Origin of the sequence: Microbacterium sp. NPDC064584 (genome assembly GCF_040687315.1) — a bacterium.
Taxonomy (GTDB): Bacteria; Actinomycetota; Actinomycetes; order Actinomycetales; family Microbacteriaceae; genus Microbacterium; species Microbacterium lacus.
On the sequence record NZ_JBFBMZ010000002.1, the window covers coordinates 117,141 to 133,799 of the forward strand.

General features: G+C 69.1%; 19 protein-coding genes. 10 read left to right on the top strand and 9 right to left on the bottom strand.

Going from position 1 to position 16,659, the window contains the following annotated elements; genetic code table 11:
- Positions 1-42 precede the first annotated feature (42 nt).
- The gene (locus tag AB0P18_RS05030) at positions 43-516 is read left to right on the top strand and encodes a bleomycin resistance protein (protein ID WP_363359206.1); all 474 of its coding nucleotides are present in this window, start codon (positions 43-45) and stop codon (positions 514-516) included.
- A 28-nt stretch (positions 517-544) separates the two neighbouring features.
- The gene (locus tag AB0P18_RS05035) at positions 545-943 is read left to right on the top strand and encodes a hypothetical protein (RefSeq protein WP_363359207.1); all 399 of its coding nucleotides are present in this window, start codon (positions 545-547) and stop codon (positions 941-943) included.
- A 406-nt stretch (positions 944-1,349) separates the two neighbouring features.
- On the opposite strand, the gene AB0P18_RS05040 is transcribed toward AB0P18_RS05035, so the two are convergent.
- The 4 genes from AB0P18_RS05040 to AB0P18_RS05055 all read right to left on the bottom strand — a co-directional run bounded on the left by AB0P18_RS05040 (position 1,350) and on the right by AB0P18_RS05055 (position 3,525).
- Positions 1,350-1,487: a hypothetical protein gene (locus AB0P18_RS05040; RefSeq protein WP_363359208.1), complete on the bottom strand. Its 138-nt coding sequence runs from the start codon at positions 1,485-1,487 to the stop codon at positions 1,350-1,352.
- A gap of 105 nt (positions 1,488-1,592) precedes the next feature.
- Positions 1,593-1,805, bottom strand: a complete 213-nt coding sequence (locus AB0P18_RS05045) for a DUF2945 domain-containing protein (RefSeq protein ID WP_363359209.1) — start codon at positions 1,803-1,805, stop codon at positions 1,593-1,595.
- Between the two features lie 16 nt (positions 1,806-1,821).
- Positions 1,822-2,301 (bottom strand): DUF2510 domain-containing protein, encoded by a 480-nt coding sequence (locus AB0P18_RS05050; RefSeq protein WP_363359210.1) that lies wholly within the window; start codon positions 2,299-2,301, stop codon positions 1,822-1,824.
- Positions 2,302-2,337: 36 nt separating this feature from the next.
- Positions 2,338-3,525 (bottom strand): serine hydrolase domain-containing protein, encoded by a 1,188-nt coding sequence (locus AB0P18_RS05055; RefSeq protein WP_363359211.1) that lies wholly within the window; start codon positions 3,523-3,525, stop codon positions 2,338-2,340.
- A gap of 3 nt (positions 3,526-3,528) precedes the next feature.
- Here AB0P18_RS05055 and AB0P18_RS05060 point away from each other — a divergent pair, with 3 nt between their 5' ends.
- Entirely contained in the window at positions 3,529-4,038 is a 510-nt protein-coding gene (locus AB0P18_RS05060; RefSeq protein ID WP_363359212.1) for a GNAT family N-acetyltransferase, read from the top strand.
- Positions 4,039-4,075: 37 nt separating this feature from the next.
- Positions 4,076-4,828, top strand: coding sequence for a hypothetical protein (locus AB0P18_RS05065; protein WP_344054071.1), 753 nt, complete (start codon positions 4,076-4,078; stop codon positions 4,826-4,828).
- 6 nt (positions 4,829-4,834) lie between these two features.
- Here the strand turns inward: AB0P18_RS05065 and AB0P18_RS05070 are convergent, their stop codons facing one another.
- Positions 4,835-5,863 carry an LLM class flavin-dependent oxidoreductase gene (locus AB0P18_RS05070; RefSeq protein WP_363359213.1) on the bottom strand — a complete coding sequence of 343 codons (1,029 nt, stop codon included), beginning with the start codon at positions 5,861-5,863 and terminating at the stop codon, positions 4,835-4,837.
- A gap of 87 nt (positions 5,864-5,950) precedes the next feature.
- On the opposite strand from AB0P18_RS05070, the gene AB0P18_RS05075 reads away from it, so the two are divergent.
- Together AB0P18_RS05075 and AB0P18_RS05080 are read left to right on the top strand one after the other, a co-directional pair.
- Entirely contained in the window at positions 5,951-6,505 is a 555-nt protein-coding gene (locus tag AB0P18_RS05075) for a hypothetical protein (RefSeq protein ID WP_363359214.1), read from the top strand.
- A 23-nt stretch (positions 6,506-6,528) separates the two neighbouring features.
- Positions 6,529-7,095, top strand: coding sequence for a DUF1992 domain-containing protein (locus tag AB0P18_RS05080; protein ID WP_363359215.1), 567 nt, complete (start codon positions 6,529-6,531; stop codon positions 7,093-7,095).
- On the opposite strand, the gene AB0P18_RS05085 is transcribed toward AB0P18_RS05080, so the two are convergent.
- Positions 7,096-7,593, bottom strand: a complete 498-nt coding sequence (locus tag AB0P18_RS05085; RefSeq protein ID WP_363359216.1) for a MarR family transcriptional regulator — start codon at positions 7,591-7,593, stop codon at positions 7,096-7,098.
- An 88-nt stretch (positions 7,594-7,681) separates the two neighbouring features.
- Between AB0P18_RS05085 and AB0P18_RS05090 the strand changes: the two genes are divergently transcribed.
- The gene (locus AB0P18_RS05090) at positions 7,682-9,823 is read left to right on the top strand and encodes an MMPL family transporter (RefSeq protein WP_363359217.1); all 2,142 of its coding nucleotides are present in this window, start codon (positions 7,682-7,684) and stop codon (positions 9,821-9,823) included.
- A gap of 1 nt (position 9,824) precedes the next feature.
- On the opposite strand, the gene AB0P18_RS05095 is transcribed toward AB0P18_RS05090, so the two are convergent.
- Genes AB0P18_RS05095 through AB0P18_RS05105 form a run of 3 tightly spaced genes read right to left on the bottom strand, consistent with a single transcriptional unit; the run spans position 9,825 to position 12,482 of the window.
- Positions 9,825-10,808 (bottom strand): 1-phosphofructokinase family hexose kinase, encoded by a 984-nt coding sequence (locus AB0P18_RS05095; protein WP_363359219.1) that lies wholly within the window; start codon positions 10,806-10,808, stop codon positions 9,825-9,827.
- A gap of 16 nt (positions 10,809-10,824) precedes the next feature.
- Positions 10,825-11,925 carry a DUF4349 domain-containing protein gene (locus AB0P18_RS05100; protein WP_363359220.1) on the bottom strand — a complete coding sequence of 367 codons (1,101 nt, stop codon included), beginning with the start codon at positions 11,923-11,925 and terminating at the stop codon, positions 10,825-10,827.
- Positions 11,922-12,482: a sigma-70 family RNA polymerase sigma factor gene (locus AB0P18_RS05105; protein WP_344054054.1), complete on the bottom strand. Its 561-nt coding sequence runs from the start codon at positions 12,480-12,482 to the stop codon at positions 11,922-11,924. Before AB0P18_RS05105 ends, AB0P18_RS05100 begins: the two co-directional genes overlap by 4 nt.
- A 251-nt stretch (positions 12,483-12,733) precedes the next feature.
- Here AB0P18_RS05105 and AB0P18_RS05110 point away from each other — a divergent pair, with 251 nt between their 5' ends.
- The 3 genes from AB0P18_RS05110 (at position 12,734) to leuC (ending at position 16,659) form a co-directional block, all read left to right on the top strand.
- Positions 12,734-13,816, top strand: a complete 1,083-nt coding sequence (locus tag AB0P18_RS05110) for a TerC family protein (protein ID WP_363359221.1) — start codon at positions 12,734-12,736, stop codon at positions 13,814-13,816.
- Between the two features lie 121 nt (positions 13,817-13,937).
- Positions 13,938-15,017, top strand: coding sequence for an acyl-CoA desaturase (locus AB0P18_RS05115; RefSeq protein WP_363359222.1), 1,080 nt, complete (start codon positions 13,938-13,940; stop codon positions 15,015-15,017).
- A 154-nt stretch (positions 15,018-15,171) separates the two neighbouring features.
- Positions 15,172-16,659, top strand: coding sequence for a 3-isopropylmalate dehydratase large subunit (gene leuC, locus AB0P18_RS05120; RefSeq protein WP_363359223.1), 1,488 nt, complete (start codon positions 15,172-15,174; stop codon positions 16,657-16,659).

Consider the following 16,659-nt stretch of genomic DNA (forward strand, 5'->3'; position numbering starts at 1 on the left):
GATTTCTGCGTTTCCCGCCGACCCGCGGAGTACCCTCACGACATGGATCACTCTCCGCACACGGATGAGCCCGGCTGGTCGGACGAAGTCTCGGCGGCCCGCGACGCACTGGGCGGCCTGCACGCACCGCTCGCGGGTCGACCTGCTCGCGCCGGCGACCGTGCGGTGCCGAATCTGCCCGCCCGCGACTTCGCGGCCACGATCGCGTTCTACGGCTCGTTCGGTTTCGAGGTGTCCTACCGCGACGGGGGCTGGCTCATCCTGCGCCGCGGCGGCATCGTGCTGGAGTTCTTCCTCGCGCCCGAACTGGATCCGTACTCGAGCGGCTACATGGTCAGCATCCGTGTGGCCGACCTCGATGCCTTCTACGCCGCCGTCCGCTCCGCGGGCATCGCCGAACGGACCACGGGGATCCCGCGGCTCGTTCCGGTCGCCCTGCGCGAATGGGGTCAGCGGGCGGGCTATCTCGTCGATCTCGACGGAACCCAGCTGCACCTCATCGAGGACGCCGGATGACGTCGGAGCCGCGTGCCATGATCGCGGCATGACGCGCTTCGCCATCGACGCAGCTACCGCGCTGCGGATCGTCCTCGAGGATCGCACCGTACGGCCGGAGCACGCCCTCGTCGGCCCCGTCGTCCTCCGATCGCACGTGCTGTCCTCGCTCTATCGGCAGACCCGCGCCGGGCAGCTCGACGAGAAGGCGGCGCGAGCGGCACTGGACCGGCTCGCGACCATGAAGATCAGGCTGCTGGGCGATCGGGTCTCGCGCGCCACGGCCTTCCGCATCGCCGGGTCCCTCGACGGGGAGGACACCGCCCTCGCCGAATACCTTGCGGTCGCGACGCTGCAGGCAGATGTGCTCGTGACAGACGATCGCGAGCTTCGACGGGCCGCCGAAGGCCTGATCGCGATGGACGGCTATGACGCGCTCTGGCGCTGACGACTCCCGCCCGGGGGGCCGAGAGTGCGTCGCAGGGCTCGTCGCGTCACCCGCACCGGCGGCAGATCGTGGGGCCAGTGGACGAAGACGGTCCGGTATCCGCGTGAGAGCCGACGTACCAGGGCACGTCCGTCGCGGAACGGTCGCATCGACATGCCCATCGCGGCGCCCGGCAGATAGCGGATGCTGTGGCGCTCGCCCAGGTGGAACGACAGATCAAGATCGTCGTGGACCTCGGGATCGTTTCGATGCACACGCGAACGTATGCCGAGCCAGGCTTCGCGGCGGAACGCCAGATTCGATCCGAACAGTGGGAGGTGGCCCAGTGCGGTCGCCGCAGAGACGTTGTATGCGGTGAGATATGCGGCGGCGGAGATCCGCGCCGGTGTGCGGCGCGATCGCCCCGTCATCCGCCCGCTGGGTTGTCGACCGGGCGGCCGTTCTCGTCGGTCGTGTCGGGCAACTCGACCGTGTCGGACGTGTTCTGTCGATCCTGGGGGTCGTGATCCGGCTCGCGCTCTTCCGAATTCCTCGGGTCGCTCATGTCTGTCTCCGTTCGTCGGGAAGTGCAAGGCAATCACACCGCCCGTCTCCGGGAGAGGGGCCTTGCCAGGCGCGGGCTGCTGTGCATGAGTGCACCCCCGCGGGGTCAGCTGAGCGCGCGCAGGGCGGACCCCTTGTGCGCGGCACGGTCGCCGCTCTTCTCGGATTCGACGATGTAGCTCGGCTCTTCCTCGGATGCCGTGAAGTGCTGACCGGCGAACTCGAAGTCCTTCACCCGCCGCTCGACCACGGTCCCGCTCGTGCGCCCCTGCGACGTGTTCCAGCTGACACGGTCGCCTTTCGACAGATCCTTCGACATCGGCTCCTCCTCGTCCTCATCGATAGCGGTAGTGCTCCGACGAGGCATTCACCCATGTCGCGAACCTGCCGGCTTGGACATCCTGACCTGCGGGCACGGGGACGAGCCAGACCTTGCCCTGGACGTCGATCACGAGGTAGAGGGCGGTCGGATCGACCGCCCGGGGGAGGAGTCGGGGCGTGATGCCGCCCGCGGGGCCCGCGAGAACGCGGGCCCGGGCTGCCGCTCCGAGCTTTCCGGTGCGCAGCAGATCCGCACCGCGCGCGACGACCGCGACGGCCCCGGCGATCTGCTCGCTCAGCCGTCCGAATCGGATCGTCCGGCCGTCGACGACGATGCCGCCGAAGGCATCCGGAGTGCCGAGACTGTCGCCTTCACGGAGCGCGACGTCGCGTTCGCGGAGATCGATGAAATGCTCCGTCCACTGCCGACCGTCCCACCATCGCTGCGCGCCGCGTCCGTCGTCGTACCAGCCGGGCTCAGGTCCACTCGCCATGCACTGAGCGTACGACCGCGGCGCCGCCGGTCGCCGTCAGGATGCCGAGAGGATCGCGGCGATCCGACGGAAGAGCTGGTCGGCAGGGTGCGCCTTGGGCTCCACATTCGACTCGTTCATGAACACCGCGATGGTCGCTGCGGTCGCCGGATCGTGGAACACCGCGGCGGTGAAGCCGAGTCCCTCCCCGTTGTGGCCCCACCACCCGTCGGTCTCGCCGATGCCGAGTGCGTACAGGTCGTACGGCGGGCCGACCTCCAGCGGCGCCCCATCGAGGCGCTCGGCCTGCGTCTCGGGACTCAGCAGCGCTCCCGTGGCGAGCGCCGTGCCCCAGACCCGCATGTCGTCGATCGTGGAGACCATCGAGCCGGCGGGCCCGAAGATCGACAGGTTGTCGGGTTGCACCAGGGGATCGCCGTCGTCGATCACGTAGCCCACCGGGTGGGGCTGCTCCCAATCCGCGGCGTCGAGGATGTAGCGAGTGTCGGTGAGCTCGAGCGGAACGAGGATGCGCTCTTCGAGCACGTCCCCGAAAGACTCACCCGTCACCTTCTCGACGACCGCGCCGAGCAGGTTGGTGTTCGCGTTCGTGTACACGTGCCGTGCGCCGGGATCGAACTGCGCGGGCTGACCGAGGACGAAGCCGTTCAGTTCCTCCAGCGTGAACAGACGGGTGGGGTCGGCGCTGAACTCCGCCACGAACGCGTCGTTCGTGTAGTCGGCGTTGCCACTGGTCATGTTCGCGAGCTCGCGGAGTGTGATGCGATCGCCGTTCGTGATCCCGTCCACGTACTCGTCGATCGTGTCGTCGAGGCGCACACGGCCTTCGTCGACCAGCTGCAGGATCAGGGTGACCGTGAACGATTTCGTGACGCTGCGCAGGGGCCACTGCATGGTCGGATCCGCGACCGTGCCGGTGGAGAGGTCTGCTGAGCCTGCAGCGAAGACCCAGCTGCCCTGGCCGGGTACCCAGACCCCCACCACCGCTCCCGGGACCGCATACTCGGCGACCGTCGCGTCGAGCGTGGTCGCCAGCGCGGTGCGCACATCGTCGTCGAACTCACCGGTCGGCGCGTCGGGGATGATGAGGGCCCCGCCGGGTGGCGGAGATGTGTCGGGGTCCGGGGTCGCCGTGCACCCGGACAGAAGGGACATGGTCGCCGCAAGGGCGACGAGCGCGGCAGCGGCGCGACGCGTCTGTGATCCCGACATCGGTACCCTCATGAGATGACTGTACGACCCCTTGCCGACGGCGCGACGCTCAGGGCTGCCGAGCCCGGCGACGAAGACGGCATCCTCGCCGGCATCCACGCCCTCGCCGTCTACGAACGCGAGCCCGATGCCGTCGCGAACACGGCTTCCGCCCTCGCCGACACGCTGTTCGGCCCTGCGCCCGCCGCGTTCTGCCATGTCGTCGAGCGTGAAGGTCGAATCGTGGGCATCGCGCTCTGGTTCCTGACGTACTCGACGTGGACGGGACGTCACGGGATCTGGCTCGAGGACCTCCATGTCGATGAGACCGAACGGGGACGAGGCTACGGGAAGGCGCTCATCGCCTCCCTCGCGGAGCTGTGCGTCCAGCGCGGCTACAGCCGCCTCGAGTGGACCGTGCTCGACTGGAACGCGCCGTCCATCGCGTTCTACCGGGCCCTCGGCGCCGAGCCGATGGACGAGTGGACGACGCAGCGTCTGACGGGGGAGCCCCTGACGGTGCTCGCGCGGCACGCCGCGAGCTGATCGAGCGACAGGACCAGGCAAGCGGAAGGATCGACGCGTGTACCCGATACCGGCACCGAGCGCGCAGGGGGATGGACCCGGCGGGCACTCCTACGGAGCGATCATCGCCCCGGACGGCGAGGATGCGTCAGCTCGAGTGGACCGCGTTCTTCGCGACATCCGCTTCTCGGGCTGGATCGCCCCGCCGGCCGACGGGGTGATCGTGGTGGTCGGTGATCCGGGCGACGGGGTCGTGGCCGATGACCGACGCGGGATCATCGAGGTGGCGGGCCAGCTGGCGGCGGTGATCCGCGGTCCGGTGCTGGCTGTGCGCGTGCGCGGCGACCGGCAGCTCGCGCTGGTGGCATGGAGCAGTGCGGAGGAGGTCGTCCGCTATTGCAGTGACCCGTCCCGGGAGCCGGGCGCGGATCCGGAAGTGCTCACCGATCCGATCGGCGCGGAGGGCGCGGGCGTCCTGGCCGACCTGTGGCACCGTCCGGACGCCGAGGAGAAGCTCGGCGAGCTGCTCGAGGAGGAGCTCGACCCCGACAGCGTGAACGAGTCGGAGCGCCTCGGCATCGTGCTGCGGCTGCTCGGGCTCCCGACCTGGATCGTGTCCGCGGGAGCCCTCCCGCGGGCCATGCCCCGGGGGCCCGCCGTGTCCGAGCTGACGCGGCTGCGCGCCGGTGCGACCGGCATCGCCGGCCGCTCCCGGGATGCCGCCCTGGGGCCGCTGCGGAAACGCCAGCAACCGCCGCCCGTCATCGAGGATCCACCCACAGGGATGGCCCCGGAGCCCTGGATGTTCTGATCCGGGTCAGACGCGCGTGCCCACCCAGCCGAGTGCCGGCGCGACGTAGCGCGCGAAGGACTCCACGACCCGGAGGTTGAAGGCGACCCCGAGCTGGCTCGGGATCGTGAGCATGAGCGTGTCGGCGCTCCTGATCGCGGCATCCTGCAGCAGCTGCTCGACCAGCACGTCCGGCTCCGCCGCGTACGTCTTGCCGAACGTCGACCGCATGCCGTCGATCACGCCGATCTGGTCGCCGTCCTGGCGTCCGCCGAAGTACATGTGCTCCTCGGCGGTCGTGATCGGGAAGATCGACCGGCTCACGGACACGCGCGGCTTACCCGCGTGTCCGGCATCGCGCCAGGCGGTCCGGAAGGTCTCGATCTGCTGGGCCTGGAGCTCGTCGAACGGCTGCCCGCTCGCTTCGGTCAACAGGGTCGACGACATGAGGTTGACCCCGACGGTTCCCGCCCAGCGCGCGGACTCGCTGTTGCCGGCGCCCCACCACACGCGGGATCGCAGCCCGGGCGACTGCGGCTCGACGGCCTGGAGTCCGGTGCCGCCGCCGAAGGGGCTGTGCGGATCGCGCTCGGCGAAGCCCTCGCCGTCGATCGCCCGCAGGAACGTGGCGAAGTGGTCGCGCGCGAGATCCGCACCACGCGGGTCGCTCGACCCGGTGTAGCCGAACGCCTCGTACCCGCGCAGAACCGTCTCCGGTGAGCCGCGGCTCACGCCGAGGGCGAGCCGCCCATCACTGATGAGGTCCACCGCCGCCGCTTCTTCCGCGAGCGCGAGCGGGTTCTCATAGCGCATGTCGATCACGCCGGTCCCCACCTCGATGCGCTTCGTCGTCGCGGCGATCGCGGCCAGGAGCGGCATCGGGGAGGCCTGCTGACGCGCGAAGTGGTGGACGCGGAAGTAGGTCCCGTCCACGCCCAGCTCGTCCATGCCCTGGGCGAGCTCGATCGCCTGTTTCATCGAGTCGCCGGCCGAGAGCGTCCGCCCGCCACCCAGCGGTCCGTAGTGCCCGAAGGAGAGGGTTCCGAAGCGTTCCATATCGGGTGCAACGATATCGGGCGCAATCTGTATTCCGCTGAATACAGCAAGTGCCGCGTCGTCGTCGTCGTGCGCTATTTTCACGGCATGAGCGATACGAGTCCGGAGATCACGTCCGACCGTCGCCGCGACATCCCCCTCGCGGTGATCTCGGTCGGCATGGCCGTCGTGGTCTGGTGGCCGGCCTTCCAGCTCGGCGCGTGGGGCACTCTGTTCTTCGACACGCTGCTCACCCTGTGGGCGGCATCCACAGCGGCGTTCGTCTTCGTCCTCGTGGAGCGTCGGCCCACCGGCAGCCGACTCTGGCGTGCTTTCGTCCTGCTGCTTCCGTCGGTCTGGCTCATCCTGTCGTTCATCGACATCGACACCACCGATATCTTCGCCTTCCTCGCCACGGTCTTCGGGCTCCTCGTGGTCCTGGTGGCGAGTCCGTTCACCGTCTGGGTGCTGGCGCGCATCATGTGGCCGGACTTCGGCGAGAACTCCACGCGGCGCCAGCGGTGGCTGATCGTCGGCGTCGTACTGGGCGTCGCCGTGGTCGCGTTCTTCCTCGGGCTGAACCAGGACCAGTTCCTGACGTGCCAGGAGTTCACGATCAGCGGCAACTCCGAACCCGCGGGGTGTGTGGACGCCCCCGAGTAGCAGCGGCGTATCCTGTCCGGACCATGACCGAAGACCCGCGAGAGGCCGCGGCCCGGTATCGCCTGCACAGAGAGGATCCGGATGCCGCCGCACAGGCGGCCGCCGAGGCCGAGGCCTCCGCGGCGCGGTTCCGCAGCGAGGCGGACCGCGCCGCAATCGTCGAGACGGCGATCCAGCAGGCGATCAGGCGCGGCGATTTCGACGACCTGCCGGGTGCCGGCAAGCCGATTCCCGGACTCGGGTCGACGACGGATCCGGATTGGTGGATCCGACGCAAGATCGAACGGGAGCGTCTGACCGGGCTCGGCCCGCCGGCACTCACGTTGCGGACCGAGTACGCGGGTCTCATGGAGCGGGTGGACGGGATGTCCTCCGCGACCGACGTCCGCGAGCACCTCGAGGATTTCAACCGCCGCGTGATCGACGCGCGCCGGCAGCTGCTGGGCGGACCGCCCGTGGTCACTCCGACGGTGGACATCGAGGAGTGGGTGGCCGCGTGGCACGCGCGCCGTATCGAGGAGACGCCACGCCGGTCCGTTCCCGCCGAGCCTCGCCCGCGACGCCGACGGTTCGGCTGGTTGCGACGCTGATCAGCGGGCGCGCGGGTCCTCGCCGACGTGCTCCTGATAAAGGTCGACCACCCGCCGCAGATAGCGCGTGATCGTCTCCTGCTCACCGGCGGAGAAATGGTCCAGCTGCGCGTCCACGCCGATGATCATCGGCATGAGACGCGCCATCGCCCGTGCGCGCGATGCCTCGTTGGGGACGACGAGGACACCTCGCCGATCACGGGGATTGGGTTCTCGGGTGACGTGCCCGACGGCGACCAGGCGGTCGATCGCGGTCGTGGCGGACGCGGTCGAGATGCCGAGTCGTCGGGCGAGTTCGCTCGGGCCGAGCGGTCCGCTCATCAGGAGGTGCTCCATCGCCTCCAGGTCGGTCTGATTGACCTCGAGCTCGACGCCGAGAGAGCGCTCGAAGGCGTCGCTGACGTCCAGGAACTCCCTGAGCAGGCGCGTGGCATCGCGGACCCGGGGTTCGCCCATTCCCGCGTCGGTCCCGAGGAATTCCTCTTCCTCCGTTTGCATGGCCCCCACGATATCGCTATTGTCTCTAGATAACCTGGTAGTTAGAGAAACTAGCTACATTTTCTCCTCGCAACCGAATGAGGCGCGCATGTCCGGCCTGCTCCGATTCATCACCTCGGCGAAGACGTCGTGGATCGTCCTGGTGCTCGCCGCACTGGCCGCCGGGGCGCTGTTCGCTCTCGCCGGGGGAGAGGAGTCGGACGCCGCGCCCACTGTGGGGCTGCCCGACTCTGCGGAGTCCGTCCAGGCCGACAGGCTGCTCGACGAATTCGACAGTGCCGACGGCACCTCGGCGCTCCTCGTGTTCGCCGCCGACGACGGAGAACTCAGCGCGGAGACCCTCGCCGCGATCGACGCGAAGGCGTTCGGAGAACTCGCGGACCTCTCCAGCGACGGGTTCGTCCCGCCGGCGCAGGTGTCCGAGGACGGCACCGTCGCGTTCCTCGTCGTGCCGTTGGACCCCGAACCGGACGTGGCGGCTCAGACCGAGCGCGCCCAGGAGCTGCGGGACGCGGCATCCGCAGATCTGGAGGGCGTGCGCGTCTATCTGACCGGCGCCGAGGGATTCGAGGTGGACATCGCCGCCGTCTTCGCCGGTGCCGACTTCACGCTTCTGCTGACGACCGTCATCGTCGTGGCGATCCTCCTTCTGGTCACCTACCGCAGCCCGTGGCTGTGGCTCGTGCCCCTCGTGGTGATCGGTGTCGCTGACGCCCTCGCGGGTATCGTCGCGCGCCTGGTCGCCTCGGCGGTCGGTGTCACCCTGGACGCGTCCGTCACCGGCATCCTCTCGGTCCTCGTCTTCGGCGCGGGGACGAACTACGCCCTGCTGCTCATCGCGCGCTACCGCGACGAGCTGCGGCTGCACGAGGACCGCCGGGAAGCGATGCGCCGGGCCCTGCGCGGTGCCGGCCCCGCGATCATCGCGAGCGGCTCCACGGTCGCCCTGGCCCTGGCCACTCTGCTGTTCGCGGAACTCGCCGGCAACCGGGCGCTGGGCCTGGCCTGCGCGGTCGGCATCATCGTCGCGATGATCTTCGCGCTTTTCGTCCTTCCTGCGGCGCTCCTGCTGTTCGGTCGCGGCCTCTTCTGGCCTTACGTTCCGCGCTTCGGATCGCCCGACGCGATCTCGCGGAGCGTCTGGGGCAAGCTCGGGCGCGCGGTCTCCAGGCGTCCGGTGATCGTCGCCACGAGCGGCTTCATCGTGCTCGGCATCCTCGCGAGCGGCCTGTTCTTCGTGCAGACCGGCCTGTCGCAGAACGATCGCTTCCTGCAGAAGCCCGAGGCCGTGCAAGGTCAAGAAGTGCTGGCCGAGGCGTTCTCCGCCGGTGCCACCTCGCCTGCGGCGGTGGTCGTGCCGGTCGAGGACGCCGACGAGGCCGCCGCGGTGCTCGCCGACACGGAGGGCGTGGATGCCGCCGTCATCGGGGAGACGACGGAAGACTGGGCGCGCATCGACGTCACGCTGAGCGCCGCCGCAGAGACTCCCGAGGCGTTCGCGACGATCGAGCGGATGCGCGCGGAGCTGGACGACATCGGCAACGGTGAAGGACTCGTGGGCGGGCTGGACTCCCAGGCCCTCGACGTCACGAACGCACAGGCCCGCGATCAGGCCCTGATCATCCCGTTGATCCTCGTGCTCGTCTTCGTGGTGCTCGTCGTCCTGCTGCGGGCGCTCGTCGCTCCGCTGCTGCTCCTGATCGCCGTCGTCGCGAGCTTCTTCTCCGCTGTGGGGGCGGCGTGGTGGCTCTTCCAGACCCCGCTGTTCGGGTTCCCCGCGATCGACACGAACGTGCTGCTGTTCAGCTTCCTGTTCCTCGTCGCGCTGGGCGTGGACTACAGCATCTTCCTCGTGACGCGGGCGAAGGAGGAGAGCGACAGGCTCGGGATCACCCAGGGGATGATCCGCGCCCTCGCCGCCACCGGCGCGGTGATCACGAGCGCGGGCATCCTGTTGGCGGCGGTCTTCGCGGTGCTGGGCGTGCTGCCGCTGATCACACTCACGCAGATCGGCATCATCGTGTGCATCGGCGTGCTCATCGACACCCTGCTCGTGCGCACGGTGATCGTTCCGGCGCTGGCGTTCATCACGAAGGACGCGTTCTGGTGGCCCCGCAAGCCGGTCCTGCGTGACGCCGACGCCGCAGCGCAGGGAGCCGATGCCCTCGCTCCGGTCAGCAATGAAGAGGCGCTCGCCCGCGAAGGTGCGGAAGCGACGGCCAAGGTCTGAGTCAGAGGACCGGCTCGGGCGGGAGGACCATCTCCCGCTCGAGCCGGTCGACGTCCTCGGCCCGGCACAGGTCCGTCGCGGACAGCATCGCCGTCGCGCTGCCCGCACAGACCGCGGTGCGGAAGGCGGCGGCCGGTTCTCGGCCCTGTGCGAGTCGCAGCACGAGTGCGCCGAGGAAGGCATCGCCGGCACCGACCGTGCTGCGCACCGCCACCCGCGGCGAGTCCAGTGCGAGCGTGCGGTCGCGCGTGACCAGCGCCGCCCCACGTTCGCCGAGGGTGAGCGCCACGATCTCGCACCGGCCCGATCGCACGAGTTCGCGCGCGGCATCCCGCATCGCGGGGTCGTCGTCGATATGGACACCGAGCAACTCGCCGAGCTCGCGCCTGCTGGGCTTGACCAGGAAGACGCCCTCGTCGAGGGCCGCTCGCAGCGCCGGGCCGGACGTGTCCACGACGCAGCGGGTGCCCCGCTCGCGCGCGATCCGGGCGATCCGCGCGTAGAGGTCCTCGGGCGCACCGGGCGGAAGACTGCCACTCGCGACGACGTACCCGCCGGAGGGCATGTCATCGCCGACGGCGGACAGGAGCGCCCGCCACTCCGGTTCGCGCAACGTCGGCCCCTGCAGCACGAAGCGGAACTGCGCACCGGTCGAGGTCTCGTCCACCGTGAAGCTCTCGCGGGTGCTCGCCCGGATCCGCACGGCGCGGCCGACGATCCCCTCGCGCTCCAGAAGTTCTCGATAGGCCTGGCCGGTGGGGCCCCCGACCGCGTACACGGCGGTTGATCGGCCGCCCAGATTCCGGACGACGCGCGAGACGTTGACCCCGCCGCCGGGATCCAGATCCGTCGGTCCGCAGCGCATCTTGTGCTCCGGCACGACCTGCGCGACCGACGTGCTGACATCCAGCGCCGGGTTGGGCGTCACGGTCAGGATCGGATCGTGGCGGAGCGGATGCCGCACCCCGCTCGCCGGTGCTGCCATGGGGCCAGTGTAGGACTCAGGCCTTCCGGCGGCGACGGCGGACGAGTGTGACGACCCCCCAGACGATCAGGGCGACGACCCCTGCCACTGCGAGCCAGGGGAGCAGGAACCCGAGCGCGATCACGATGCCGTTCAGTGTGGCGACGAGGCCGTTCCAGCCCGCCGCGAGGCCGTCGCCGAACCCGGCGTGGTCGGCTGCGACGCTCTGCGCCGGCTCGGTGAGCGTGACGGTCAGGGTCGACATCGCGACCTGCTCGTCGTAGTACTTCAGCTGCTGCTGATACGACTCCAGAGTGGCCTGGCGTTCGGCCAGAGCGGACTCCGCCGCGATGAGGTCGGTGAGATTGGTGGCACCGGCGAGCAGCTCGGTCATGCGATCCACGGACGCCTGCGCGGCATCCACGCGCGCCCGGAGATCGACCGTCACCTCGGTGACGTCCTGCCGGTTCACGGAGGAGGCGGTGACATCGCCGAGGCCGGAGAGCTGGTCCACGAGCGAGTCGAGCGCATCCGCGGGCACCCGCAGGGTGACCCATGCCGCGTCGGCCGCCGGCGTGGGATACGGCATCGACGTGTCCGTGGTCCCGCCCATCATCGGGTCGATCGGCATCACGACGCCGGACTGCCCCACACTCATCGACTCGACATAGCCGTCGCGCGACGTCGCGGCATCCGTCAGGGCGTCGACCGCGTCGGCGATGTCGTCGACGACCACGGTGGCCGAAGCCGTCGTGATGATGTCGCGCGCTGCGGTCGAGTCGACCGTCGAATCGGCGCCCGAGCTCAGACTCTCCTTCGAGATCGCGGTGTCCTCGGCGGCTCCACCCGCGTCCGAGAACGGTGTGGCGGGGGCGACGGCGGCATCGGAGGACGTGGTGACACCGGCCGGGGCGAGCACCCCGCCCACGCTCGGCGCGATCACGGCGGCGACCGCGATCACGGCGGCGGCAGCGCCGCCGAGGGCCCAACCGCGGGCACGTCGCGTGCGGTGGGTGCGGCGGTCCGCGGCGATTCCGGCGAAGACGGCATCCTCCATGCGGTCCACGCGCTCATCGTCGATCGGGGGCAGCGATCGTGTTTCGGCGGGTCGATCGGGCATGTGCGGGTCGATGGTCATGTGCTGCTCTCCTCGGCGACGGTCCGCAGGCGCGTGCGGATGCGGGAGAGACGGTTGCGGACGACACCGTGCGCCACGCCGAGCTGTTCGGCGGCGGCGGAGTAGGCGTACCCCTCGGTGGCGCACAGGCGGAAGATCTCGCGATCCAGGCTCGACAGGCCCTGCACCTCGCGAAGGATGCGCTGCGCGAACTCGGCGTCGATGATCTGCTGTTCGACGTCCACGGTCGAGCGGATGCCGTCATCGGGCGCTCCGGCGGTGTGGGCTCGGTCTCGCTGCTGACGCCGGATCCGGTTCGCCGCCTGGAAGCGGCACACCGTCACGAGCCACGGCAGCAGCGAATCTCCCGCGAGTTGCAGGCCGCCGAGCTTGCGCCACGCGACCAGGAACGTCTCCTGCGTCACGTCCTCCGCGTCGGCGGGGTTGCCGACCAGTTCGTGCGCGAGCCAGTACACCGGCCGGACATAAGCCCGGTACAGCGCGCGGAACGCGAGCTCGCTTCCCGCGGCGGCGCGGGCCACGAGCGTCGCGTCATCCGTCGAGCGCTGCTCGGTCATCGGCATCCCTTCCCGTCGCCGACGGTGTCGGCGAGCGGAGCTTCATTGTCTCTCACCGGATAAGTGTCGACGCGGTGCGGATCGTCTCACGCGCTATCCTGGGGAGCGCGAGGGGGAGTATCCCGTCATCGCGTGCCCGTCATCACGGGAGCCGTCGTCGGCTCCCCGGGCCCGCGCCGCCGCGGGGGACACCCCCGCGCACGGGGGAGAGACTTTCGACGATCCGTCGACCCCACCTCCGAAAGGCCTCCATGGACCTGCAGCTGCCTCTTTGGTTCGAAATCGGCTCGCTGGTCGTGCTGACCCTCATCCTGGCGGCCGACCTGCTGCTGATCCTGAAGCGCCCGCACATCCCGTCCACGCGCGAATCGACCCTGTGGGTCGTGTTCTACGTCACGCTGGCGCTGCTCTTCGCGGGCCTGATGTGGATCTTCGCCGGGGGCGAGTACGCCGGTCAGTTCGTGGCCGGGTGGCTGACGGAGTACAGCCTGTCGATCGACAACCTGTTCGTCTTCGTCCTGATCATGAGCCAGTTCGCGGTGCCGCGGCGCTATCAGCAGGAAGTGCTGATGGTGGGCATCATCATCGCGCTCGTGCTGCGCGGCATCTTCATCCTGATCGGCGCGGCGGCGATCGAGCAGTTCAGCTGGATCTTCTACATCTTCGGCGCGTTCCTGGTGTGGACCGCGTACCGACAGGCGTTCCCCGGCGGCGATCACGACGACGACGTGCAGAAGGAGAACTTCATCGTCCGGCTCCTTCGCCGCACGATCGACATCAGCGACCACTACGACGGCGCGAAGATCCGCACCGTGGTGAACGGCAAGAAGATGTTCACGCCGATGATCATCGTCTTCGCCGCGATCGGTGTGACCGACCTGCTGTTCGCGATCGACTCGATCCCGGCGATCTTCGGCATCACCACGAGCCCCTTCATCGTCTTCACGGCGAACATCTTCGCCCTCATGGGACTTCGCCAGCTCTACTTCCTCCTCGGCGACCTGCTCGATCGCCTGCGGTACCTCCACTACGGCATCGCGTTCATCCTCGCCTTCATCGGTCTCAAGCTCGTCTTCCACGCGATGCACGTGAACGAGCTGCCCTTCATCAACGGCGGGGAGCACATCGAGTGGGCGCCGGAGATCTCGACCTGGATGTCGCTCGCCGTGATCATCCTGTCGATGGCGGTGGCGACCGTCGCGAGCCTGATCGCCTCTTCGCGAGAGAAGAAGGCGGGCAGCGCGGATGCCGCCGCCCAGGTGGTCGCCGATGAGAAGGGCACGCCCCCTACCGTGGACCAGCCCGCCTCGTCCGAGCCTCAACGGGGCGCGTGATCCCGCGGACCCCGCTTCCCGCCGCCGAAGTCTGTGAGACGTCCAGGGAGCGGGCGTAGGTTTCGAGCATGACAGCGGGCGCAGCCCGGCCCGCCGCATGAATCGACCTCTGGAGGTCGTCATGTCCGCAGGCATCATCCTCACCAAGCCCCGAGTTCCTCGGACCGGGACGAGCGATTTCACCGAGCTGGCGGCGATCGTCCGCCGCTCCGGACTGCTCCGGCGTCGCTACGGCTACTACTGGACGAAGCTCGCCGCGGTGCCCGTCGTCCTCGCCGGCGCGATCCTCGCGTTCATCTGGATCGGCGACACGTGGTGGCAACTGTTCACGGCCGCCGGATTCGCCGTCCTCTTCACGCAGATCGCGATGCTCGGCCATGACGCGGCTCATCGGCAGATCTTCGTGTCGGGCAAATGGAACGACTGGGTGAGCCTGATCCTCGGCGATCTCCTCGTGGGGATGAGCTACGGCTGGTGGCGGCACAAGCACACCCGCCATCACGCGAATCCCAACAAAGCCGGTACCGATCCGGACATCGACCTCCCGGTCATCGCGTTTACCCCGGAGCAGGCGCGAGCCCCTCGGTCCCGAGCCGCGCGCTGGCTGGTCGCGCACCAGGGGGTTTTCTTCTTCCCGATCCTCCTGCTCGAGGGTGTGTCTCTGCACGCCTCCGGCGTGCGCCGGGTGGCATCGCGCGAGAAACTCGACCGGCGATGGGTTGAGATCGGCTTCCTGTCGATTCGCCTTGCGGGCTTCGGCACGCTGGTGTTCCTCGTCCTCTCCCCGGGGATCGCGGCCGTCTTCCTCGTTGTCCAGCTGGGACTCTTCGGGGTGTACATGGGGATGGTCTTCGCCCCCAATCACAAGGGCATGCCGATCGTGCCCGGCGACGCGAAGCTGGACTTCCTGACCCGTCAGGTCCTGATGAGCCGGAACGTGCGCGGCACGCGCGCGCTGGACGTGATGATGGGGGGACTGAACTACCAGATCGAGCATCACCTGTTCCCCTCGATGCCTCGTCCGCACCTGCGGCGGGTGGCACCGATCGTGCGGGAATACTGCCAACGCCACGGTGTGATCTACACGGTGACCGGCCTGTGGCAGTCCTACGCGATCGTGGTCCGATACATCAACAGGGTCGGTCTGGGCGAAAGGGATCCCTTCGCCTGCCCGCTCGTCCAGCAGCGCGCCGTCATCTGAGCAGGGAGGGGTCCCCGTCCGCCGCCGGTGTTATCCTGGGCCGATGCGCACCGCTCTCCTTCTCCTTAGCGGCCGCGGCGAGTCCTCGTAATCTCAGGCCTTCCTCGTCGCGGAGTCCGTCGGGCTTGATCCCTCTTCCTGGAGAACGACAGACATGACCACCGACATCCCCGATCACCCGCGCACTCTGGCCGAGAAGGTGTGGGACGACCACCTCGTCGTCAAGGGCGAGAACGGCGAGCCCGACCTGATCTACATCGATCTGCACCTGGTCCACGAGGTGACCAGCCCGCAGGCGTTCGACGGCCTGCGCGCCGAGGGCAGGGGTCTGCGGCGCCTGGACCTCACGATCGCGACGGAAGACCACAACACCCCGACGCTGGAGATCGACAAGCCGATCGCCGACCTCACCAGCCGGACGCAGATCGAGACGCTGCGCCGCAACGCCGAGGAGTTCGGCGTGCGCCTGCACTCGCTCGGCGACAAGGAACAGGGCATCGTGCACGTCGTGGGTCCGCAGCTCGGTCTCACGATGCCGGGCATCACCGTGGTCTGCGGCGACTCGCACACCTCGACGCATGGCGCGTTCGGTGCGATGGCGTTCGGGATCGGCACGAGCGAAGTCGAGCACGTCATGGCGACGCAGACGCTGCCGCTCAAGCCCTTCAAGACCATGGCCATCACGGTCGAGGGGACGCTTCGACCCGGCGTCACCGCGAAGGACATCATCCTGGCGGTCATCGCCAAGATCGGCACCGGCGGCGGCCAGGGCTACGTCCTGGAGTACCGCGGCAGTGCGATCCGCGCCCTGTCGATGGAGGGCCGGATGACGATCTGCAACATGTCGATCGAAGCCGGTGCCCGCGCGGGCATGGTCGCCCCCGACGAGACGACGTTCGCGTACGTCAAGGACAAGCCGCACGCGCCGCAGGGGCAGGACTGGGAGGACGCCGTCGCCTACTGGCGTACGCTCCCCTCCGACGAAGGCGCGGTGTACGACGCCGAGGTCTACCTCGACGCCGACGAGCTGGAACCCTTCGTCACGTGGGGCACGAACCCCGGACAGGGCGTGTCGCTGAACGACGTCGTCCCCTCGCCTGCGGACTATGCCGACCCGAACGACCGCGCCGCGGCCGAGCGAGCGCTCGAGTACATGGACCTGGAGCCGGGGACGCCGCTCAAGGACGTCGCCGTGGATGCCGTCTTCATGGGCTCGTGCACGAACAGCCGGATAGAGGACCTGCGGGCGTTCGCCTCGATCGTGCGAGGGCGGAAGAAAGCGGAGGGCGTGCGGGTCATGGTCGTCCCGGGATCGGCGCGCGTCCGGCTCGAGGCCGAGGCGGAGGGCCTGGACAAGGTCTTCACCGAGTTCGGCGCGGAATGGCGTTTCGCGGGCTGCTCGATGTGTCTCGGGATGAACCCCGATCAGCTCGCTCCCGGGGAACGCTGCGCGTCCACGAGCAACCGCAACTTCGAAGGACGCCAGGGCAAGGGCGGACGCACGCACCTCGTCTCGCCGCTCGTCGCGGCGGCCACGGCGGTACGGGGGACTCTGTCCAGCCCGAGCGACCTTCCGCCGCGTGCGGACGACGATCTGTCCGAGACTCCGATCTTCGCGCGCGTCCAGGCGGGGGAGGCCTGA